Origin of the sequence: Kaistia defluvii (genome assembly GCF_040548815.1) — a bacterium.
Taxonomy (GTDB): domain Bacteria; phylum Pseudomonadota; class Alphaproteobacteria; order Rhizobiales; family Kaistiaceae; genus Kaistia; species Kaistia defluvii_A.
This window is the reverse complement of record NZ_JBEPSM010000002.1, coordinates 73,851-95,348: the sequence shown is the minus strand read 5'-3', so window position 1 is coordinate 95,348 and position 21,498 is coordinate 73,851. Positions and strand designations below refer to the sequence as shown.

Here is a 21,498-nt window from a genome sequence, read left to right as displayed (position 1 = left end):
GGCCGAACGAACATGAAGCGTATGACCCGTCTCGCGGCCTCTGCCGCTTTCGTCGCCGCCATCGCCGCCGGGGCCCTCGCCCTGCCGGACTCGATGTTTTCGGCGTCGGCCAACGAACCCAAGCCCGCCGCGGAAGCACCCAAGCCGCCGGCGATCACCGTCATTCCGGCTGCGCGCAAGGAGGTCGTCCAGACCGCCATCGTCATCGGATCGCTGGTGCCGCGCGAAGAGGTGCTGGTCGGCGTCGATCTCGACGGCTACCGGCTGACCGAGCTTTCGGCCGAGGAAGGCGACCACGTCAAGGCCGGCCAGGTTCTGGCACGGCTTTCGACCGACATGCTCGATGTGCAGCTCGCACAGAACGCCTCGTCGCTCGCCCGCAATGACGCGGCGATCGCCCAGGCCAAGAGCCAGATCGCCGAGGCCAGCGCCGTCGAGGCGCAGGCCAACGCCTCCTTCGATCGCGGCCAGTCGCTCAAGACCAAGGGCATCGTCGCCCAGGACACGCTGGACCTGCGGGAATCGACCGCCAAGACGGCCGCCGCCCGCCGCGACGCCGCCGCCCAGGGCCTGGCGCTCGCCGAGGCCGACAAGACGCTGACTGAGGCGCAGCGCCGCGAACTGGAGCTGCGCGTCGCCAAGACCGAGATCAAGGCCCCGACCGACGGCCTCGTGCTGTCGCGCTCGGCCCGCATCGGCGCGATCGTCTCCGGCGGCGGCGAACCGCTGTTCCGCCTGGCCGAAGATGGCGCCATCGAGCTCGAAGCGCAGGTGCCGGAAGCCGAACTGGCGCAGATCGCCGTCGGCCAGCCGGTCCTGGTTACCGTCCAGGGTGTGCCGGAAGGCATTCCGGGCACGGTGCGCCTCGTTGCCCCGCGCATCGACAATGCGAGCCGGCTTGGCCGCCTGCGCGTCGCGCTGCCGGCCGACGTCAAGGTCAATGCCGGCGCCTTTGCGCGCGGCACGGTTGAACTCGCCCGTCATGAAGGCGTGACGATCCCCGTCTCCGCCGTCGTCACCACTGCCGGCGAAGCCACCGCGCAGGTCGTCGTCGATGGCAAGATCCAGACGCGGCCGATCAAGACCGGCATTTCCGGCAAGGGACTGGTCGAGGTCGTCGAAGGCATTTCGCTGGGCGACGCCGTGGTGCTGCGCGCCGGCACGTTCGTGCGCGATGGCGATGCGGTGACCCCGGTGGAAGCCAAGCGCGAAGGCGACAGCGAGGGAGCGAAGGGATGAGCTGGAACTTCTCAGCCTGGGCGATCCGCAATCCGGTTCCGCCGATCCTCCTGTTCGTCGTGCTCTGCGCCTTCGGCATCGTCTCGTTCATGGGACTGCCGATCACGCGCTTTCCCAACATCGACGTGCCGATCATCTCGGTCACCGTGACCGATGCCGGCACGGCGCCGGCCGAGTTGGAAACCCAGATCACCAAGAAGGTCGAGGACGCGGTTGCCGCCATCACCGGCGTCAAGCACGTCTCCTCGACCATCACCGACGGCCAGTCGACGACCGCCATCGAATTCCGCCTCGAGGTTAATACCGACCGCGCGCTGAATGACGTCAAGGACGCGATCGCCAAGATCCGCGGCGACCTTCCGCGCACGGTGGACGAGCCGATCGTCCAGCGCATCGACGTCGAAAGCCAGTCGATCATCACCTATGGCGCGCTGGCGCCGACCATGTCGCCGGAACAGCTCTCCTGGTTCATCGACGACAGCGTCATCCGTGACCTGCAGGCGCTGAAGGGCGTCGGCCGCGTCGAACGCATGGGCGGCGTCACCCGCGAAATCCAGATCCGTCTCGATCCCGACCGCCTGATGGCGCTCGGCGTCACGGCGGCGGACGTCAATCGCCAGCTCCAGATCACCAATGTCGACCTCGCCGGCGGCAAGGGCGAAGTCGGCAGCCAGGAGCAGACCATCCGCACGCTGGCGGGCGCCAAGTCGATCGAGGATCTCGCCAACGCCCGCATCGTGATTTCCGGCGGCCGCGAGGTCCGGCTCGGCAATCTCGGCACGGTCGAAGACCATTGGGAAGAGCCGAAATCCTTCGCCCGCCTCGACGGCAAGCCGGTCGTGGCGCTGGCGATCTATCGCGCCAAGGGCGCGAGCGACGCCTCCGTCGCCGAGGTCGTGGACGCCAAGATCGCCGAGATCGGCCAGACGCATCCCGACGTCACCTTCTCGGTCATCGACAACACCGTCCACTACACCTACGGCAATTACGAAAGCGCGATGGATACCCTCTATGAGGGATCGATCCTCGCCATCCTCGTCGTGCTGCTGTTCCTGCGCGACTGGCGCGCGACGCTGGTCGCGGCGATCGCGCTGCCGCTTTCGGCGATCCCGACTTTCTGGGCGCTGTCGATGCTGGGCTTCTCGCTCAACCTCGTCAGCCTGCTCGGCATCACGCTGGTAACGGGCATCCTCGTCGACGACGCCATCGTCGAGATCGAGAACATCGTCCGCCATACCCGCATGGGCAAGAAGCCCTATCGCGCGGCGCTGGAAGCAGCCGACGAGATCGGCCTCGCCGTCATCGCCATCTCGGCGACGATCATGGCGATCTTCGCCCCGGTCTCCTTCATGGGCGGCATCGCCGGCCAGTACTTCAAGCAGTTCGGCCTGACGGTCGCCGTCGCCGTGTTCTTCTCGCTGCTGGTCGCCCGCCTGATCACGCCGATGATGGCCGCCTATTTCATGCGCGCGCCCTATCTCGGCGATGGCTCGGACGGCGAGCCCGTCTATGGCGGCTTCGTGAACGATCTCGGCCGCAAGCTCCGCGCGATGATCCCCATCGCCGTGGTGATCGGGCTCGGCGCGCTCGTGCTGCAGATCACCGGCGAAGCGCTGGTCGGTGTGCCACTGCTCGGCACGCTCGCCGAACGCGTCGCCTCGATCGGCTGGACCAGGATCGCGCTTGGGGCGCTGGCGCTGGCCGCCGGCTTCGCCCTGGTGCGCGCTTGGCTCGGCCAGCCGCACCCGGCCGAGGAGCATGATGGCCTCATCATGCGGATGTATACCGGCCTGCTCCGGGCGACGCTCGCCCGCGGCATGCGCTGGGTGACGCTCGGTATCGGCATCGCTACCTTCGCGGTCTCGATCTGGGCGACCGGCCTGCTGCCGTCCGAGTTCATCCCGGAAGGCGACGAGGGCCGCCTGATGGTCTCGGTCGAACTGCCGCCGGGCACAGGGCTCGACGAAACCACCGTCACCACCGACAAGATCGCCGCGGCGCTCGGGCAATTGCCGGAGATCCAGCGCGTGTTCGTCATGGGCGGCACCTCGCCGACCGGCACGCTGGAAACCCGCCGCGCCGCCGTCATCCTGGAGCTCGTGCCAAAGAAGGAGCGCAGCGTCAGCCAGAAGGACATGAAGCCGATCGTGGCTTCGGTCCTCTCGACCATTCCCGACATCCGCTTCTACGTCGTCAACGAACGCGGCGACCGCGAAACCACGATCGCCGTTACCGGACCGGATGGCGACGGCGTCGCCAAGGCATCGGGCGACCTCGAGGCGGCGATGAAGGCCGACCCGATGTTCCTGAACCCGGTCGCGCTCTCCTCCTTCGCGCGTCCGGAAATCCGCATCGTGCCGAAGCTTGACGAGGCTTCCGCGCTCGGCATAGCCCCGGACCGGATCTCGGAGACGATCCGCGTCGCCACCACCGGCGACGCCGACGCCAACCTCGCCAAGTTCACGGTCGATGGCCGCCAGGTGCCAATCCGGGTCGAACTCGACCGCGTCGCCCGCTCCGATCTTTCGGTGCTGTCGGCGCTGCGCGTACCCTTGCCGGCCGGCGGTTCGGTGCCGCTTTCGACGGTTGCCGATGTCAGCTTCGGCCAGGGTCCGGCAACGATCGAGCGCTATGACCGCGAACGGCTGGTCAAGGTCGGCACCGACATGGCGCATGGCTTTACGTCGGGCCAGGGCACCGAGCGCATCAAGACGATGGACGCCGTCAAGAACTTCCCCGAGGGCGTCCGCCTGCAGGAAACCGGCGATGCCGAGGCGCAGGCCGAGGTGTTCTCCGCCTTTGGCGTCGCCATGGGCTCGGGCATCCTGCTGGTCTTCGTCGTGCTGATCATCCTGTTCAACAGCGTGTTCCAGCCGCTCACCATCCTCGCCTCGCTGCCGCTCTCCATCGGCGGCGTGGTCGCGGCGCTGCTGCTCACCAACAACGCCTTCTCGATGCCGGTGATCATCGGCATGCTGATGCTGATGGGCATCGTCACCAAGAACGCGATCATGCTGGTCGATTTCGCGGTCGAACAGGTCAAGCACGGCATGGACCGCAAGGAGGCGATCATCGACGCCGGCCGCAAGCGCGCCCGGCCGATCGTGATGACCACCATCGCCATGGGCGCCGGCATGCTGCCGGCGGCGCTGGCGCTTGGCGAGGGTGGCGAATTCCGCGCGCCGATGGCAATCGCGGTGATGGGCGGGTTGTTCCTGTCGACGATCCTGTCGCTGGTCTTCATCCCGTCGGTCTACACGATCATGGACGACCTCTCCCGGCTTGTCGGCCACCTGTTCCATCGTGCCTTCGCACCGAACGAGGTCGACGAAGACGAGCCCCATGCCGGCCACAAGCCGACCCCGGCCGCGCCGCCGCTCTCGAAGGAACTGCGGATCGCGGCGGAATAAGGCTGCGATTTCGGCTGTTCAAAGCCCCTCACCCCAACCCTCTCCCGCGCGCGGGAGAGGGAGTCTTCCCTCCCCGGCGCCGCATCGACCTTCCGGTTCATGGCTGGCGCCTGGACCTCACCCTTTGGCCGCCTCGGGCCAGAGCCTTGGCCCGCGCGCGGGAGAGGTTGGGCAAGGGTGCTGCTTCTGGCGGCATGCGGCTTCGAAACAGCGTGACGCCCTGTCCTCCGACCGCCTATCCTGCGGGCCACGGAGGAAATCCAGAATCATGATCACCCACTGCGTCTTCATCAATTACCGCGCCGACACCACCGCCAAGACCAAGGTGGCGATCCTCGACGCGCTGCTGGCGCTGCGCCCGCGCATCGACGGCCTGATCAACATCATCGTCGGCAACAACATGAGCCCGGAAGGGCTCGACAAGGGCTTTTCCGAAGGCTTCATCGTCACCTTCCGCGATGTCGCGGCGCGGGACCAGTATCTGGCTGACGAAGAGCACGCCAAGGTCGGCGCCGCCATCGTCGCCGCCGCCGAAGGCGGCCTCGACGGGATCCTGGTCTACGATCTGGAGCACTGAGCGCGGCCGAGGTTTCGGATAGTTCCTGGGCCTCCCAGGCTAAACGCGTCGCCATCTAGCTCTCGCCTTCATTCCGGACTCAGCGAAGCGGAGATCCGGAATCCATTCAGCCGAGGCGTTGGGAGGCTCGTGACGGGCAGCCTGCCGGATACCGTCCCCCATCATCCTGAGGGGCTTGCGCAGCAAGCCGTCTCGAAGGACGCACGGCTTCGCTGCAAGGCTTCGAGCGGATGGCATGAGCACCCTGCGTCCTTCGAGACGCCCCTTCGGGGCTCCTCAGGATGATGGGTGGAGAGCATGGCATGCCGGCCGGTTGCCAGACGGTGCCGGCATGCCGCGCAGAGCATCATGGGCCCCTCAGTGAAAGTCCCGCGATTTCGGGATGATGCGGACGTTGCGCGGGTGGCTGCCGCCGGGGTGGCGGGGCTGTTGCGGGTGGACGAATTCGTCGGCCCGCGACAGAGCCAGGTTCGGGCGACGGTCTTCGTCGAGGTGATCGAGGTCGCCCGTGCGGTCGATCAGCTTCTTCGCCACGAGATGGACGATGCCTTCCGCGCTCTTCTGGATGTTGCCCTCGACCAGCACCAGCTTGGCGCCGATGATGGTGCGGCGGAACTCGTCGAACAGCCGCGTCCAGACGACGACATTGACGATGCCGGTCTCGTCCTCGAGCGTCATGAACACGACATTGCCCTTGCCGGGACGCTGGCGGACCAGAACGACGCCCGCCGTCCGCGCGAAGGCGCCATCGGCCAGCGCCGTCATCGCTGCGGCGGACAGGATGCGCTCGCTCGTATAGCGCTCGCGCAGGAAACGCATCGGATGCGCCTTCAGCGACAGGCGAAGCGTCTGGTAATCGGCAACGACATGCTCGGAAAGCGGCATGGCGGGTAGCGGCATATCCTGCTCGCGGCCCAGTTCGGCCGCATCGGCGGCGGCGAAGAGCGGCAGGATGTCGGAACTCGGCAGGCGGCGCACTTCCCAGAGCCCCTGCCGCCGGTCGAGCCCGAGAGAGCGCAGCGCATCGGCGTCGGCAAGCTTTTCGTAAGCCCGCCGCTCCAGCCCGGTATGGCGGACCAGATCGTCCATCGCCGCGAACCCGGCCTCGCCCCGCCTTGCCGCGATCATCTCCGCCCAATCCTTGCGAAAGCCGTCGATCTGGCGAAAGCCGAGCCGCAGCGCCAGCCCCCTTTCGGTCGGCTCCAGCGTGTTGTCCCAAAAGCTCGCATTGATGTCGACGGGATGGATCGGCACGTCGTGATCGGCGGCGTCGCGCACGATCTGCGCGGGGGCGTAGAAGCCCATGGGCTGCGAATTCAGCAGCGCCGCGGCGAAGGCGGCCGGATGGTGGCACTTGATCCAGGCCGAGACATAGACGAGCCGGGCAAAGCTCGCGGCATGGCTTTCGGGAAAGCCATATTCGCCAAAGCCCTTGATCTGCTCGAAGCAACTGTTGGCGAAAGCGGGGTCATAGCCGCGCGCGATCATGCGCCCGACCATCTTCTCCTCATATTGGTGGATGGTGCCATTATGCCGGAAGGTCGCCATGGCACGGCGCAGGCCATTCGCCTCGTCGCCGGTGAATTTCGCCGCGACCATGGCGAGCTTCATCGCCTGTTCCTGGAAGATCGGCACGCCCAGCGTCCGCGACAGAACTTCCTTCAGCTCGTCGGGATGGCCATGCTCCGAAGATGGCGAGGGATAGGTCGGCTCTTCGAGGCCGGCGCGGCGCTTCAGATAGGGATGCACCATATTGCCCTGGATCGGGCCCGGCCGGACGATCGCCACCTGGATGACGAGATCGTAGAACCGGCGGGGCTGCAGGCGCGGCAGCATGTTCATCTGCGCCCGGCTCTCGACCTGGAAGACGCCGATCGAGTCGCCCTTGCAGAGCATGTCGTAAACGGCCGGATCTTCGGAGGGCAAGGTGTGGAGTTCGTGACGCTCTCCGCCCGCCTCCGCGATGAGGTCGAAAGCCTTGCGGATGCAGGTCAGCATGCCGAGGGCCAGGATATCGACCTTCATCATGTCGACGGTATCGATGTCGTCCTTGTCCCATTCGATGAAGCTGCGATCCTTCATCGCCGCCGGGCCGCTCGGCACGAGGTCGTTCAGGAGGCTCTCGGTCAGCACGAAACCGCCGACATGCTGCGAGAGGTGGCGCGGAAAGCCGCGCAGTTCCATGGCCAGCTTGACCGCGCGCTCGATCTCCGGGTTTTTCGGATCGAGGCCGGAATCGGTGATGTGCTTGTTCTGGATGTCCGAGCCCCAGCCGCCGCCCCAGACCGTGCCGCCGAGCGCAACGATGACATCCTCCGGAAGCCCCAGCGCCTTGCCGACCTCGCGAATGGCGCTTTTCGTCCGGTAGGAAATGACGGTGGCGCAGATCGCGGCGCGGTCGCGGCCATAGCGCTCATAGATAAACTGGATCACCTCTTCGCGCCGCTCATGCTCGAAATCGACGTCGATATCGGGCGGCTCCTCGCGCTCCGACGACAGGAAGCGCTCGAACAGCAATTGATGCTGGACCGGGTCGACCGAGGTCACACCCAGGCAATAGCAGACGGCGGAATTGGCGGCGGACCCACGTCCCTGGCAGAGAATGCCGACGCTGCGCGCGAAGACGACGATGTCATGCACGGTGATGAAATAGGCGGCGTAGTTACGCTCCCGGATCAGTGCGAATTCCTTGGCGAGCGTCGCTCGGACCTCGGCGGGGATGCCCTGGGGATAATGACGCTCCGCCCCCTGCCAGGTCAGGATCTCGAGATAGTCCTGCGGGCTCATGCCTTTCGGCACGGCCTCATGCGGATATTCGTATTTTATCTCGTCGAGGGTGAAGGTGATGCGCTTCAGGAAGCGCATCGTCTCGCCGATGGCGCTTGGAAAATCGCGAAACAGCCGCGCCATCTCGAAGCCGGGCTTCAGATGCCGCTCGGCGTTGGCCTCCAGCAAGCGCCCCGCCGTCTCGATCGTCGTCTTGTGGCGGATGCAGGTCAAAACGTCCTGCAACGGACGCCGCTCGGTCGCGTGATAGAGCACGTCGTTGACGGCGATGAGCGGCAGCCGGCATTCCCGCGAAAGCTCCGCAAGGGCGGCGAGCCGGCGGCGGTCGTCGCCCTTGCGGTAGAGCACGGCGGCGATCCACGCCCGGCCGGGCGCGAGAGCGGCGAGCTTTCGCGCCGTCGCGCCAAAATCTCCCGGCACCCGAGCGGGCGGCATCAGGATGAAGAGCGAGCCCTCTGCATGATCGGCCAGATCGTCGAAATCGAGATGGCATTCGCCCTTCGGCGCGCGACGCTTGCCAAGGCTCAGCAACTGGCAAAGCCGACTATAGGCGGCCAGATCCGCGGGATAGGCGAGGATATCCGGGGTGCCATCGCGAAACACCAGCCGGACGCCGACGACGAGGCGGAATCCGGCAGCCCGCGTGTTGCCATAGTCCTCGCTGGACCACGCATCATGCGCCCGGACGATGCCGGCAAAGGTGTTGCGGTCGGCGATGCCGATGCCTTTCAGCCCCAGCGCATGCGCCTGGACGATGAGCTCATAGGCATGCGACCCGCCCTCCAGGAAGGAGAAATTCGACATCACGGCGAGTTCGGCATAGGGGCTCATGCAGCCTCGCAGAACGCATAGGGTTCACACGGGCCCGTCGCCCCGGCGAAGGCCGGGGCCCAGGAACACCGGCCCAATCGCAGGATCGCCAACCGATGGATCCCGGCCTTCGCCGGGATGACGGCCTCTGCGGGCCTTTCTCCGATCCTCATGCGAACAGCCCATGCAGGAACCAGCGCGGCTGCGGCCGGTCGGCCGCATAAAAGCCTTCCCGGTAGAGCCAGAAACGGCCGCCATTGCGATCTTCGACGCGGAAGTAATCGCGGTCGGGCCCATCGCCGCCGGCGCGCCACCATTCCGGCGCGATCCGCTCCGGTCCCTCGGCGCGCGCCACCTGGTGCAGCACGCGGCGCCAGCGAAAGCTGAGCGGCGGCCCGTCCGGCACCTCGCCCAGCGCCTCGACCGGCTCGGGCGGGTCGAACAGGCTGAGCGGCCGGAGCGGCGGGTCGCCGGGCGCCAGTTCGTCCTGCCAGGGGGCCGTATTGCCGCCCATGGCGAAGACCGGCACCCGCCGCGTGCGCCGCTCGGGAATATGCGTGTCTTCCCGCAGGAACCCCTGCACCCGCTCGGGCCCGAAACGGGCGCCAAGACGATCGACCAGATCGGCAACCGCCTCGTCGTCAAGCGCATGCCCCTCGAGGCTCGATTGCGCGGCCAGGAAAGGTTCGGTGCGAAAGGCGCCGAGGCGGATCAGGTCGAAGCCGAAGCCGGCGTCGAGCGGATCGGAAAGCGCGTCCAGTTTCTCATGGAACAGTCTGGCGATTGCCTTCGGCGCCCGGTTGGGCCGCGCGGTCGTAACATCGATCCGCCGCACGGCGCCGTCGACGCGATAGAAGCTCGCCTCGAAATGGCGGCCGCCCTCGCCGCGCGCCTCCAGCAGCGAGGCCACATCGGCGGCGAGGCGGGCAAGCGTGGCGGCGATATCGTCCTGATGGGCGATCGGCTGGAAGAAGATGCGTTCGGCCAGCGCCGCGGGAACCGGCCGGCGCGGCGAAATCGGGTGCTCGGCAATGCCGGCCAGCCGTTCCAGCCGTTCGACGCAATCGGCGCCGAAGCGGGCGGCGAGCGGGGCGCGCGGCCGGTCGATCAGATCGGCGACGATCTTCAGCCCGGCCCGACGCAGCGCCTGCACCCGCGCGGCGTCCAGCCCCAGCGCCGTGATCGGCAGGGGCCGGACCGCCTCCGCCTCGCGGCCCGGCGGCACGATCACGCGATCCCGGCCGCGCGCCAGCGCACGGGCGGTTGCCGGCGCGCCGGCGATCGCGCCATGGGCGGTAAGGCCAAAGCCGGCAAGCCGCGTCAGGAGGTCCTCGAGCAGCGCCGCCTCGCCCTGGAAGAGATGGGCGACGCCGGTGATGTCGAGCATCAGGCCGCGCTCGCCATGGCGGGCGACCAGCGGCGTATAGCGATCGCACCAATCGGCGATCCGCTCCATCAAGGCCTCGTCGGCGGTGGGGTCGTGCTCGGCCACCACCAGATTGGCGATGCGCGCCCGTGCCTCGGCCAGCGTCAGGCCGGGGCCAAGTCCCTGCCGCAACGCCGCCGGGTCCGGCGCGGCCAGAGCCAGCGCGCCCTTCGCCTTTTCGACGATCAGCAGCGGCGCTTCAGCCGGCAAGCCGGAATGGGGCGCGTTCGGCAGGTTTCGGAGCCGGTTCGATGCGAGGAACGGCAGCCGGATCGCGCAATAGCGCCGGGCGCTTGAAGAGTTTTTCATCGCGGTTCCACTCCAGCCGCCAGGGTCCGCCGGGCGGTCCGTGGCGATGGCGCAACAAGGTCAGGTCAAAGGTCGGATGGCCCGGCGCGTTCATCGCCAGTGGCACGGCCGGTTCGGAACGCACGAGCCAGCGGGTCTCCGCCCCGCCCGGCATCGGCCGCGCGCCCGGCCGCAGCAGCAGGACGGTGACGCCCGAAGCCTCCGCCGCCAGCGAAAAGCGGCGCTGCGTCGTCAGGTCGAGCGCCTTCGGTTCGCCCCAGGGCTCGATGATCACGGCGCCCAGCGCGCCGCAGCGGGCCGCCTCGCCGCCGGCGCGCAAGACGGCCAGCGCATCCCGCAACTGCACCAGGATCAGCGCGGAGGGATCGAGACCCAGCGCCTGCAGGCCATCGGCATGAAGGTCGCCGCCCTCGCGGGCGGCATAATCCTGCCGCACCCAGACGATCGGTCGCCCGGCGGGGGCCGCGGCCAGCGCCAGGGCCAGCGAAAAGCCCGACGCCGCGATGGTGTCGGCGCCCGAAGCGGCATGGATCTCATGCAGCGCGCCGCGCGCCAGCCCACCCCCCAGCGCGGCATCGACCGCATCCCGGTCGAGCGCGATCCGGGACGCGCGCGCGGTTGCCCTCGGCGAAAGAGCCTCGCCCGGCGGCGCGGGCCGGGCCGTCGTCTCCAGCGCGGCAATGCGCTGCCGCAATGCGGAAAGGGTCGTCCTTGCGGTATCCATCCTGGTCGTCGCTATCCGATCCGATCGCCATTGTTCCTGTTTTGTTCTATCCAATACGACTCCAAATCAGGCAAGAGTCAATCGCGCGGCAAGCGAACTACCCAGCCTGTCGCGTATCAGAACGGGTACCGTCATCCGGAGGGGGCGATCGCCTGCGGGGGAGATCCTGGAGCGTCACGAAGAGGCGAAGGACCGGGGATCGCCGTGCCAATGCTGCCAGTTTATGGCATCATGGGATGAAAGGGATGCCCCATGTCGCGATCGCAACGCCTGCTGGACCTGATCCAGATCCTGCGCCGTCACCGCCGGCCAGTGAGCGGCCAGGTGCTGGCCACGGAACTCGGCATCAGCCTGCGCACCCTCTATCGCGACATCGCCACGCTCCAGGCGCAGGGCGCGTCGATCGAGGGCGAAGCCGGCATCGGCTATATCCTGAAGCCCGGCTTCATGCTGCCGCCGCTGATGTTCTCCGAGGACGAGATCGAGGCGATGGTGCTGGGCTCGCGCTGGGTTTCGAAACGCGCCGATCCCCGGCTGGCGCTCGCCGCCAGCAATGCGCTGGCCAAGATCGCCGCCGTTCTGCCCGCGGATCTGCGCGAGGATCTCGACAGTTCGACGCTGCTGGTCGGCGCCAGTTCGACCGAGACGCCCGGTGTCGACCTTGCCGCCATCCGCGCGGCGATCCGCGGCGAGCGCAAGCTTGCCTTCGCCTATGTCGACGCGGTCGGCGCCGCTTCGCAGCGTACGGTCTGGCCGTTCGCACTCGGCTTCTTCGAGAAGGTGCGCGTGCTCGTCGCCTGGTGCGAGACACGGGAGGATTTCCGCCATTTCCGAACCGAGCGGATGGCCGATCTCGTCGTCACGGAAACGCGCTACCCGCGCCGGCGGCAGGCGCTGCTGAAGGAATGGAAGATCGCCGAGGGCATCAGCCATCCGACACTGCTGCCATAAACTGACAGCAGGCTCGACTACACCTGCCTCCATCGACAACGGAGGCAACACCATGACGACCCCGAACATGATCCTGCTCTATGTGAACGACACGGCCGCCAGCGCCGCCTTTTATGGTCACCTGCTCGGCCATCCGGCCGCGAGCCTGTCGCCCAACTTCGCCGCGCTGCCGCTCGACAACGGCCTGACGCTCGGCCTCTGGGGCCGCGCCCAGGCCAACCCCGCCACCACCGCCGCGGCAAACGGCGCCAATGGCGAGATCGTCTTCATGGTCGAGAACAAGGACAGGATCGACGCGCTCTATGCCGACTGGCAGCAGCGCGGGCTCCAGATCGAGCAGGCCTTGACCGTCCTCGATTTCGGCCCGACCTTCGTCGCCCTCGACCCCGACGGCCACCGCCTGCGGGTCTGCCTGCAGGACGAGTAAGGTCGTCGCTTGAACCCACCCCTCGAGGGAGGGTTCAAAGGCGAGGCGTTCCCTATTTCCACATGCCCCGCATCCGGGCCGCTATGTCGACGGGGACGCGCGGCATGGCGGCGGCTCCCGCCACTTCGCTCGGCGCCGGAGGCCAGATCACCTGCTGGAACAGGCCGATGATGGCGGAAGGAATGAAGCGGGTACGGGTCGCGTAGATGTGACGGTCGCCGCCGCGCGTCTGCTGCGTGACGAAGAAGCGCTGCGGCATGACGAGGTGCAGTTCGTCCTTGGCGCGCGTCATGGCGACATAGAGCAGCCGCCGTTCCTCCTCGATCTCCTCGGCCGTGCCGGTCGAGAGATCGATCGGCATGCAGCCATCGACGACGTTGAGCACGAACACCGATTTCCACTCCTGCCCCTTGGCGGAATGGATGGTCGAGAGGATCAAATAGTCCTCGTCGAGCAGCGGCACGCCCGCCTCGCCGCTGGTGGCGTCCGGCGGATCGAGCGTGAGTTCGGTCAAGAAGCGCTCGCGCGAGGCAAAGCCGGCGGCGATCTGCTCCAGCTGCACAAGGTCGGCCAGCCGCACTGTCGCGTCCTCGTGGATGCGCTCGAGATGCGGTTCGTACCAGCTGCGCACCGCCTCGATCTCGGCCGGCCAGCCCAATTTCGCCTGGCGCAGATGGCCCACCAGCTCGACAAAGGCCGGCCAGTCGGCCGCCGTCTTCTGGGGCGGCTTGAACTCGGCCAGCGCCGCAACCGGATCGACGGCGCCGGCCATCGATTCCAGCATCTTGCCCGCTGTGCCCGGCCCGACGCCCGGCAGTAATTGCGCGACACGAAAGCCCGCGACGCGGTCGCGCGGATTTTCCACGAAGCGCAGGACGGCGAGCAGATCCTTCACATGCGCCGCGTCGAGGAACTTCAGCCCGCCAAACTTGACGAAGGGGATGTTGCGCCGGGTCAGCTCGAATTCGAGCGGGCCCGAGTGATGCGAGGCGCGGAACATCACCGCCTGTTCCTTGAGCGCCACACCGCGCTCGCGCGCCTCCAGCACCGTCTCGACGACATAGCGCGCCTGCTCGGCCTCGCCGCGCACGGTCACCAGTTGAGGCTTGTCGCCGCTTTCGCGTTCGGTCCAGAGGTTCTTGGTGAAGCGCTCGGTTGCCAGCGAGATCACGCCATTGGCGGCGGCGAGGATCGGCTGGGTCGAGCGGTAATTGCGCTCCAGCGTGACGATCTCGGCGGCCGGCGAGAAATGGCCGGGGAAATCGAGGATGTTGCGGACGGTCGCGGCGCGGAACGAATAGATCGACTGCGCGTCGTCGCCGACCACCGTCAGCCCGTCCCCCTTCGGCTTCAGACCGAGCAGGACGGAGGCCTGAAGCCGGTTGGTGTCCTGGTATTCATCGACCAGGACATGGTCGAAGCGGGCGGCGATCTCGCCCGAGATCGAGGGCTCGGCCATCAGATAGGCCCAGTAGAGCAGCAGATCGTCGTAATCGAGCACGTTCTGCGCCTGTTTCGCCTCGACGTAAGCGGCGAACAGCGCCTTCAACTCGTCTTTCCACATGGCGCACCAGGGGAAGACCCGGACCAGTACCTCGTCGATCGTCGTCTCGGAATTGACCACGCGCGAATAGATGGCGAGGCAGGTGCCCTTGGCGGGAAACCGGCTTTCTTTCTTCGAGAGCCCGCGCTCGTGCCGGACCAGGTTCATCAGATCCGCGGAATCCTCGCGGTCATGGATCGTGAAGGCAGGATCGAGGCCGATCCATTGCGCGTGCTCGCGCAGGATTTTGGCGCCGACGCCGTGGAACGTACCGGACCAGGCGAGCGCATCGGTCAGCACGCCACCCTTGGCGCCGAGCACGCTCGCAGCGATGCGCTCGACCCGCTTCGCCATCTCGCTCGCCGCGCGGCGCGAAAAGGTCATCAGCAGGATGCGGCGCGGATCGGCGCCGTTCAGGATCAGGTGCGCAACCCGGTGCGCCAGCGTGTTGGTCTTGCCGGAGCCGGCGCCGGCGATCACCAGCAGCGGGCCACGCTCGAGCGTGGTGACCCCGAATTCGACGGCGCGGCGCTGGTCGTCGTTCAGCCGGGCGAGATGGGCAGCCGTCATGGAAATGGGTGGTTCCGTCGAATCAAGGGCGGGATCGTCCCGGATTGGAGCATGTTTCCCGTTTTGTTCGCAATGCGGACGACCGCCGCATGGGCCGGTGTTGACTCGCCATTTCCGTTACGTCACCTTGGGTTGTGCGGCCGACTTCCTGCATCCAGGACCGCCGCGCCCAGCATCTGCGAAACGGATCGGCTTCGACGGGGGAAGTCAGGATGTCGGACGGCAGGGGCCTGCGCCTCGCCTCGGAGGATGGCCAGGCCTCGCCTGCGCCGCCGCCCCCCGGGCCATGGGCCGCATCGCGCGCGGAGCCTCCCGATCCGTGGCGGCTGTTCCGCCTGCTGCGCCGGCAGGCTTGGACTTTTCTCGGCGTCGTCATTGCCATCAACCTGCTGGCCGCGCTTTTCCTCTGGCAGGCAACGCCGGCCTACAAGGCCTCCGCGCTGGTCATCGTCGATCCCTGGCAACGCAGCATGCTCGACGCGGACCGGCCCGAAGGCGGCAGGCCGGCCGATGCGGCGCGGGTCGAGAGCGAGGTCGAGATCCTGCGCTCACCCTCTGTGCTGCTGTCAGTGGTCAACACGCTGGACCTGGTTCGCGACCCAGAATTCGCGCCGAAGCGAGGCTTGCGGGCACGTCTGGCAAGCCTGCTTGGCCTTGGGCCAGCCACGCTGTCGACCGAACAGGCGACCCGGCTGACGCTGAAGCGGCTGAGCCAGGCGATTACGGTCACCCGGCGGGGGGCGACCTATGTCATCGAAGTCGCGGCCCGTTCCCGGGATCCCGAAAAGGCGGCGCGGATCGCCAACCAGCTGGCCGCCGCCTATATCGACGCGCAGATCCGCGCCAAGGTCGATTTCGCGGCCGATATGCAGAAGCGGCTCGCCCAGCAGCTCGAAAGCGCGCGCGCCGCGCTGCGCGAGATCGACCGCAAGCTCGACAGTTTCCTCGACGACAATATCCTCCAGATCGAAGACGCCGAGCTTCGCGCCGAGCTGCGGGAAATCCGCTCCGCCATCAAAGAGCAGGAGGCGAACCGCCTTCGCTACGACGCGCTCGCCGGCCGATCGCGCGAACGCGCCCGCAAGCGCGAATGGGACGCCCTGATCGCCGAACTGAACTCCGAGCGGATGGTGCGGCTCCAGGCGCAGGCAGCGGCGATCCGTCAGGGACCCGCTCCCGCCGACAGCGCCGACACGCAGACCCGGCTCGCCCAACTCGACCGGCAGATCGACAAGGAGGCCCAGGCGGTGATCGCGCGGATCGCCGCCGAGGCGAGCACGGCGCAGCAGAACGAGGCCGAGTTGCGCAACCGCCTCAGCCAGCGGCTGACGGGGCCCGACGTGCCGGCCGACCTTGTGCTGCATTTTCGCGAGGTCGAGGGGGATGCAGCGGCGCTGCGCCTGGTCGTCGATAAGCTCACGACCAATTCGACGACCGCGACGGCCGAAATCGACCTGCAGCTTCCCGACAGCCGGATCGTTTCGGCAGCCCTGCCCCCCTCCACCCCGACCTATCCGGACACGCCGCTAATCGCAGGCCTCGCCATGGCTTTCTCCCTGCTGCTCGGCGTATCGGCCGCCATCCTGCGCGACAGCCTTTCTGGAGGTTTCGCGGACGAGAGCGCGCTCGAGGCGTTCTCCGGCGTGCCGGTGCTCGCTTCCCTCCCCGCTATCGAGGTGCGACGCCCGGGCGACAAGCCGGCGGGCGAAATCCTCGACAATCCAGCCGGCCCTTATCCCGAAAGCGTGCGCCGATTGCGCCTCGGGCTCGATCTCGCCCCGTCGGTTCCGCGACCGCAGGGAACCGCTCGCGTGGCGCTGGTGACGGCGGCTCTCCCCGGCGAGGGCGCAACGCTGACCGCGATTGCGCTGGCGCGATCCTTCGCGCTGTCCGGCCGCAAGACCCTCCTGATCGATGGCAATCTGCGCGAGCCCGGCATTCACGCCGCGCTGGATCGCGATCGCCGGCATGGCCTCGCCGATCACCTGGCCGGACGCATCGCCGCGGTCCTGCCCGCCGACGCCTTCCTGTTCGACGACGTGACGCCGCATCTCACCGTCGCCGCCGGCCCCGGCGATGCGCGCCTCCGGGTGGATGCGCTGCTGCAATCCGGCCGGCTCGGCAACTGGCTGCAGACGGTGCGGCCTGCCTATGACCAGATCGTCATCGACAGTTCGCCCGTACTGGGCGTCGTCGACACGCTGCTCTGGCTGCGCCATGTCGACGATGTCGTCCTGGTCGTCGAGGCCGCGACGCGGGCCCGCGATGTCCGCGCCGCGCTCCGGGCGATGGCGCGCGGCGGGCGGGGCACGGCACATCTCTGGCTGGCGCTCAATCACGCGGCCCGCCCCCGACACCGCGCTTTCCGAACGGCCCGCATCGCTCCGCCGACGCAACCATTCGGAAAGAATGTTCCAAACTGACGGGTCCGAACCGAACTCCTGAGAGACCCGCGCGTTGAATTGGTAACCCCCGCCATGCAACATCCCCGCAAAGCGAGGGGGCATCCCCGGCAAAAGGCGCATGAAGCGCAAGCTGCGTTTGAGAGGCTATCACTATGGCAGGTTCGAAGATTGTTCCGGTTATTCTGGCGGGCGGATCGGGAACACGACTCTGGCCGATCTCGCGCGACAGCATGCCGAAGCAGTTTTTGGCGCTCGGCTCCGATCGCACCTTCTATCAGGACACGCTGCTGCGCGTGCCGCCGAAGAGCGCCGGCGGCACCGACCCGATCATCATCACCGCCGATGCCTTCCGTTTCTTCGCCCGGCGTCAGGCGGCGGAAATCGGCGTCGACGTCACCATCATCCTGGAGCCGGCACGGCGCGATTCCGCGGCGGCGCTGATCGTCGCCGCCCGCTACGCGCAGAAGATCCATGGCGATGATTGCCTGGTGCTGGCGCTGGCCGCAGACCATCTGGTGCCCGACGTGGCCCTGTTCCAGCAGGCCTGCCTGGACGCCGCCGCGGCCGCCGAGGAAGGCCATATCGTCACCTTCGGCATCACGCCGACCGAGCCGCGCACCAGCTATGGCTATATCAAGCCGGGCAAGCCGCTTGGCACGCCGGGCGCCTTCGCCGTCACCTCCTTTGTCGAGAAGCCGGACCGCGAGACCGCGGAACGCTATGTCGCCGACGGCTATCTCTGGAATTCCGGCAATTTCATCTTCCCGGCCGCGCTGATGCTGTCCGAGGCCGCCAAGTTCGAGCCGGAGATCGCCGCCGGCGCCGAGAAGACGATCGCCGGCGCGATCGAGGACATCGGCTTCATCCGCCTGGATGAGAAGAGTTTCGTGGCGATGCCGGCCAAATCGATCGACTATGCCGTGCTGGAGCGCACCGACCGCGCCGCCGTCATCGAGGGCCGCTTCAGCTGGTCCGACATCGGCAGCTGGGACGCCGTGCGCGACAGCCGCGAGGCCGGCGAACATGGCAATGTCACGTCCGGCCCCGTCGCGCTGATCGACAGCCACAACGCCTTCATCCACTCCGAGGGTCCGCTGATCACCGGCATCGGCCTCGACAACATGACCGTCGTCGCCTCCGAGGATGCGATCCTGATCATGCCGTCCGACCGGGCCCAGGACGTCAAGCATCTGGTCGCCAGCCTCAAGGCGGAGAAGCGCCACGAGGCCAACGAGCACATCAAGATCCACCGGCCCTGGGGCACCTACCAGACGATCTGCCGGGGCGACCGCTTCCATGTGAAGAAGATCGTCGTCGAGCCCGGCGCCAAGCTGTCGCTGCAGAAGCACCACCATCGCGCCGAGCATTGGGTCGTCGTGCGCGGAACCGCCGAGGTGACGCTGAACGACACCGTCAAGACAGTGAACGAGAACGAGTCGATCTACCTGCCTCTCGGCGCGATCCACCGCGTTTCCAACCCCGGCCTGATCCCGCTCGAACTGATCGAGGTCCAGACCGGCTCCTATCTCGGCGAGGACGACATCGTCCGCATCGAGGATATTTACGCGAGGGTGTGAGGGGCGCCAAACGCCCGCATGGCCGGAAGCGTGGACCACCACGCCTACCCACCATAGCCTGGGAACGGAGACGCCCCCGCGCTCCCCCACCTTGCCGTCATCCCGGGCGGAGACCCGGGATCCATTCAGCAGGGTTGCCAGCCGTGCCAAACGCCCAAGTTCACGGCTGGATGGGTCCTCGCCTTCGCGAGGATGAGGGCGGAGGTTGGGCGTTGGCGGGAGCGCGGGCCCAAAAAGGCCCCTACTTTTCCAGCCGGGCGATGAGGCTCGACGTGTCCCAGCGGTTGCCGCCCATGGCCTGGACGTCGGCGTAGAACTGGTCGACCAGCGCGGTCAGCGGCAGCTTCGCGCCGTTGTTGCGCGCCTCATCGAGGCAGATGCCGAGATCCTTGCGCATCCAGTCGACCGCGAAGCCGAACTCGAACTGGCCGGCATTCATCGACTTGTAGCGGTTCTCCATCTGCCAGGACTGCGCCGCGCCCTTCGAGATCACCTCGACCACGGCCTCGACGTCGAGGCCGGCGCGCTTGCCGAAATGCAGCGCCTCGGCCAGGCCCTGGACGATGCCGGCGATGCAGATCTGGTTCATCATCTTGGCGAGTTGGCCGGAGCCCACGGGTCCGAGCAGGCGGCAGGCGCGGGCGTAGCTGGCGATCACCGGCTCGACGCGGGCGAAAGGCTCGGCGTCGCCGCCGCACATCACCGTCAGCAGGCCGTTCTCCGCACCCGCCTGGCCGCCGGAAACGGGCGCATCGATGAAGGCGAAGCCGCGGCTCTCGGCCTCGGTGTGCAGTTCGCGCGCCACCTCGGCGGAAGCGGTGGTGTGATCGACAAAGACGGCGCCCTGGCCAAGCCCGGCAAAGGCGCCGTCCGGCCCGATGGTGACCGAGCGCAGATCGTCGTCATTGCCGACGCAGGCGAAGACGATGTCCTGCCCCCCGGCAGCTTCCTTCGGGGTCGCGGCGGCGCGACCGCCAAATTCGGAGACCCACTTCGCGGACTTGGCGGCATTGCGGTTGTAGACGGTGACCTCGTGGCCCTTCGCCTGCAGATGCCGCGCCATCGGATAGCCCATCACGCCGAGGCCCAGGAACGCTACCTTCGTCATCTCGATCTCCGTCCAATTCAATCCTGCCGGCATCGATCCGCGACGCCCTGGCACAGGCCTAACATGGCACCCGCTTCCTGACACCCCGCCTCGGCCGAGACACCGCCCTGCCCCATGAAAAAAGCGGGCGCCGGTGAGAGCCGCCCGCTTCCTTCCTTCTCATAGGTGTCCGGCGCCGCGCCGTTCAGTGGCGCGAGCTCTTCAGGAACTCGTTGAGACGCTGGCTGCGACCCTCGCCGAAGATCTCCGCAGGCGTGCCTTCCTCAGCGATCCGGCCCTGCTCCATGAAGACGATGCGGCTGGAGACCTCGCGGGCGAACCGCATCTCATGCGTGACGATCAGCAGGGTCGCGCCATCATCGGCGATGCTCTTGATGGTGGTCAGCACTTCCTGCACCAGTTCTGGATCCAGCGCCGAGGTCACCTCGTCGAGCAGCACCAGCTTGGGGTTCATCGCCAGCGCGCGGGCGATCGCGACGCGCTGTTGCTGGCCACCAGAAAGCTGGCTCGGATAATGCTCGAGCCGCGCGCCGAGCCCGACCCGGTTCAGCCATTTCTCCGCGATGACAAAGGCTTCCTCCTTGCCGAGCTTCTTCACCTTGCGCAGGCCCAGCATGACGTTGCCGGCGGCGGTCAGGTGCGGAAACAGGTTGAAGCTCTGGAACACCATGCCGGTCATGGCGCGTTGGCGCGACAGTTCGGCGTCGCGGAGCCGAACCCGCTTGCCGCCGATCGTCTTGTAGCCGATCGTCTCGCCATCGAGGATGATGTCGCCGCCCTGGAATTCCTCCAGCAGGTTGACGCAGCGAAGCAGCGTCGTCTTGCCGGACCCGCTCGAACCGATGATCGAGACGACGTCCTTCGGACGGAGGCTGAGATCAACGCCCTTGAGGATTTCCACGGCGCCGAAGTTCTTCCGGAGCCCGCGAATGTCGAGCAGCGGTCGCGCGGTGTCTGTCGTGGTCATTGGCGGGCTCCGAGGCGGCGTTCCATCGACTTGCCGAGCAGGTCCAGGGCGATATTCACCACCAGATAGAGGACGCCGGCGAAGACGTAGAATTGAATGGTCATGAAATTGCGGCCGATCACTTCCTGCGTCTTCAGCAGCAGTTCGCCGACTCCGATCATCGAGAGCAGGCTGGAGCCCTTGATCAGCTCGACGCCGGTGTTGATCCAGGGCGGCAACGACGTGCGGAGCGCCTGCGGCAGCAGCACGTTGGCGAGGATCTGCGGGAAGGTGAGGCCGATGGAACGACCCGCCTCGATCTGGCCGGGCGGGATCGCCTGCAGCGAACCGCGCAGCAGCTCGCCAATATGGGCGCCGGCGAACAGGCCGAGCGCCAGCGTGCCGGCCTGCGCCGCCGACAGCGATAGCCCCAGCACGGCCGGGATGTAGAAGGCGGCGAGGATGAGGACCAGGAGCGGCGTGCCGCGCATGATATCGACATAGGCGCGGAACGGAAGACGGAGCCAGAGCGGCGCGAAGACGAGCTGGATGCCGACGATGCAGCCGAGGATCGTGCCGAACACGATCGCTCCGACCGAAATGCGTAATGTCATCAGGAAGCCGTCGAATATCGGCCATCGGGCGATCCAGAGCTGGGCGAGAAAAGCGTCCATTGGATAGGTGTGACC

The 21,498-nt window shown here is 67.3% G+C and carries 14 protein-coding genes; 7 read left to right on the top strand and 7 right to left on the bottom strand.

Annotated elements, in window-relative coordinates; genetic code table 11:
• Nucleotides 1–12: 12 nt before the first annotated feature.
• The 3 genes from ABIE08_RS13445 to ABIE08_RS13435 all read left to right on the top strand — a co-directional run bounded on the left by ABIE08_RS13445 (nucleotide 13) and on the right by ABIE08_RS13435 (nucleotide 5,226).
• Nucleotides 13–1,239, top strand: coding sequence for an efflux RND transporter periplasmic adaptor subunit (locus tag ABIE08_RS13445; protein ID WP_354551792.1), 1,227 nt, complete (start codon nucleotides 13–15; stop codon nucleotides 1,237–1,239).
• Nucleotides 1,236–4,649: an efflux RND transporter permease subunit gene (locus ABIE08_RS13440; RefSeq protein ID WP_354551791.1), complete on the top strand. Its 3,414-nt coding sequence runs from the start codon at nucleotides 1,236–1,238 to the stop codon at nucleotides 4,647–4,649. The genes ABIE08_RS13445 and ABIE08_RS13440 overlap by 4 nt, the downstream gene beginning before the upstream one ends.
• A 268-nt stretch (nucleotides 4,650–4,917) precedes the next feature.
• Complete coding sequence (locus ABIE08_RS13435) at nucleotides 4,918–5,226, top strand: Dabb family protein (RefSeq protein WP_354551790.1); 309 nt, start codon at nucleotides 4,918–4,920, stop codon at nucleotides 5,224–5,226.
• A gap of 357 nt (nucleotides 5,227–5,583) precedes the next feature.
• Here ABIE08_RS13435 and ABIE08_RS13430 read toward each other — a convergent pair whose 3' ends face one another.
• The 3 genes from ABIE08_RS13430 to ABIE08_RS13420 all read right to left on the bottom strand — a co-directional run bounded on the left by ABIE08_RS13430 (nucleotide 5,584) and on the right by ABIE08_RS13420 (nucleotide 11,282).
• Nucleotides 5,584–8,844: an error-prone DNA polymerase gene (locus tag ABIE08_RS13430; RefSeq protein WP_354551789.1), complete on the bottom strand. Its 3,261-nt coding sequence runs from the start codon at nucleotides 8,842–8,844 to the stop codon at nucleotides 5,584–5,586.
• A gap of 148 nt (nucleotides 8,845–8,992) precedes the next feature.
• A complete protein-coding gene (locus tag ABIE08_RS13425) occupies nucleotides 8,993–10,558 on the bottom strand; it encodes a Y-family DNA polymerase (protein ID WP_354551787.1) in 1,566 nt (521 codons plus the stop codon).
• Nucleotides 10,449–11,282, bottom strand: a complete 834-nt coding sequence (locus ABIE08_RS13420; RefSeq protein ID WP_354551786.1) for an ImuA family protein — start codon at nucleotides 11,280–11,282, stop codon at nucleotides 10,449–10,451. The genes ABIE08_RS13425 and ABIE08_RS13420 overlap by 110 nt, the downstream gene beginning before the upstream one ends.
• 252 nt (nucleotides 11,283–11,534) lie before the next feature.
• Here ABIE08_RS13420 and ABIE08_RS13415 point away from each other — a divergent pair, with 252 nt between their 5' ends.
• Both ABIE08_RS13415 and ABIE08_RS13410 read left to right on the top strand, forming a co-directional pair.
• Nucleotides 11,535–12,233, top strand: coding sequence for a helix-turn-helix transcriptional regulator (locus ABIE08_RS13415; protein ID WP_354551785.1), 699 nt, complete (start codon nucleotides 11,535–11,537; stop codon nucleotides 12,231–12,233).
• Between the two features lie 52 nt (nucleotides 12,234–12,285).
• Nucleotides 12,286–12,660, top strand: coding sequence for a VOC family protein (locus ABIE08_RS13410; protein WP_354551783.1), 375 nt, complete (start codon nucleotides 12,286–12,288; stop codon nucleotides 12,658–12,660).
• Between the two features lie 52 nt (nucleotides 12,661–12,712).
• Here ABIE08_RS13410 and ABIE08_RS13405 read toward each other — a convergent pair whose 3' ends face one another.
• Nucleotides 12,713–14,773 (bottom strand): ATP-dependent helicase, encoded by a 2,061-nt coding sequence (locus ABIE08_RS13405; protein WP_354551782.1) that lies wholly within the window; start codon nucleotides 14,771–14,773, stop codon nucleotides 12,713–12,715.
• Between the two features lie 212 nt (nucleotides 14,774–14,985).
• Between ABIE08_RS13405 and ABIE08_RS13400 the strand changes: the two genes are divergently transcribed.
• Together ABIE08_RS13400 and ABIE08_RS13395 are read left to right on the top strand one after the other, a co-directional pair.
• Nucleotides 14,986–17,196 (top strand): GumC family protein, encoded by a 2,211-nt coding sequence (locus tag ABIE08_RS13400; RefSeq protein WP_354551781.1) that lies wholly within the window; start codon nucleotides 14,986–14,988, stop codon nucleotides 17,194–17,196.
• 134 nt (nucleotides 17,197–17,330) lie between these two features.
• Nucleotides 17,331–18,755: a mannose-1-phosphate guanylyltransferase/mannose-6-phosphate isomerase gene (locus tag ABIE08_RS13395; RefSeq protein ID WP_354551780.1), complete on the top strand. Its 1,425-nt coding sequence runs from the start codon at nucleotides 17,331–17,333 to the stop codon at nucleotides 18,753–18,755.
• Between the two features lie 241 nt (nucleotides 18,756–18,996).
• On the opposite strand, the gene ABIE08_RS13390 is transcribed toward ABIE08_RS13395, so the two are convergent.
• The 3 genes from ABIE08_RS13390 to ABIE08_RS13380 form a co-directional block, all read right to left on the bottom strand.
• On the bottom strand, nucleotides 18,997–19,863 hold the full coding sequence (locus tag ABIE08_RS13390) for an NAD(P)-dependent oxidoreductase (protein WP_354551778.1): 867 nt from the start codon (nucleotides 19,861–19,863) through the stop codon (nucleotides 18,997–18,999).
• A gap of 184 nt (nucleotides 19,864–20,047) precedes the next feature.
• Complete coding sequence (locus tag ABIE08_RS13385; RefSeq protein WP_354551777.1) at nucleotides 20,048–20,830, bottom strand: amino acid ABC transporter ATP-binding protein; 783 nt, start codon at nucleotides 20,828–20,830, stop codon at nucleotides 20,048–20,050.
• Complete coding sequence (locus tag ABIE08_RS13380) at nucleotides 20,827–21,483, bottom strand: amino acid ABC transporter permease (protein ID WP_354551776.1); 657 nt, start codon at nucleotides 21,481–21,483, stop codon at nucleotides 20,827–20,829. Before ABIE08_RS13380 ends, ABIE08_RS13385 begins: the two co-directional genes overlap by 4 nt.
• Between the last annotated feature and the right edge of the window lie 15 nt (nucleotides 21,484–21,498).

Coding starts and splice junctions, on each gene's coding strand:
- ABIE08_RS13430 (WP_354551789.1), bottom strand. CDS start 8,844: ATGAGCCCCTATGCCGAACTCGCCGTGATGTCGAATTTCTCCTTCCTG.
- ABIE08_RS13435 (WP_354551790.1), top strand. CDS start 4,918: ATGATCACCCACTGCGTCTTCATCAATTACCGCGCCGACACCACCGCC.
- ABIE08_RS13390 (WP_354551778.1), bottom strand. CDS start 19,863: ATGACGAAGGTAGCGTTCCTGGGCCTCGGCGTGATGGGCTATCCGATG.
- ABIE08_RS13415 (WP_354551785.1), top strand. CDS start 11,535: ATGTCGCGATCGCAACGCCTGCTGGACCTGATCCAGATCCTGCGCCGT.
- ABIE08_RS13395 (WP_354551780.1), top strand. CDS start 17,331: ATGGCAGGTTCGAAGATTGTTCCGGTTATTCTGGCGGGCGGATCGGGA.
- ABIE08_RS13445 (WP_354551792.1), top strand. CDS start 13: ATGAAGCGTATGACCCGTCTCGCGGCCTCTGCCGCTTTCGTCGCCGCC.
- ABIE08_RS13380 (WP_354551776.1), bottom strand. CDS start 21,483: ATGGACGCTTTTCTCGCCCAGCTCTGGATCGCCCGATGGCCGATATTC.
- ABIE08_RS13425 (WP_354551787.1), bottom strand. CDS start 10,558: ATGAAAAACTCTTCAAGCGCCCGGCGCTATTGCGCGATCCGGCTGCCG.
- ABIE08_RS13385 (WP_354551777.1), bottom strand. CDS start 20,830: ATGACCACGACAGACACCGCGCGACCGCTGCTCGACATTCGCGGGCTC.
- ABIE08_RS13440 (WP_354551791.1), top strand. CDS start 1,236: ATGAGCTGGAACTTCTCAGCCTGGGCGATCCGCAATCCGGTTCCGCCG.
- ABIE08_RS13400 (WP_354551781.1), top strand. CDS start 14,986: ATGTCGGACGGCAGGGGCCTGCGCCTCGCCTCGGAGGATGGCCAGGCC.
- ABIE08_RS13405 (WP_354551782.1), bottom strand. CDS start 14,773: ATGACGGCTGCCCATCTCGCCCGGCTGAACGACGACCAGCGCCGCGCC.
- ABIE08_RS13410 (WP_354551783.1), top strand. CDS start 12,286: ATGACGACCCCGAACATGATCCTGCTCTATGTGAACGACACGGCCGCC.
- ABIE08_RS13420 (WP_354551786.1), bottom strand. CDS start 11,282: ATGGATACCGCAAGGACGACCCTTTCCGCATTGCGGCAGCGCATTGCC.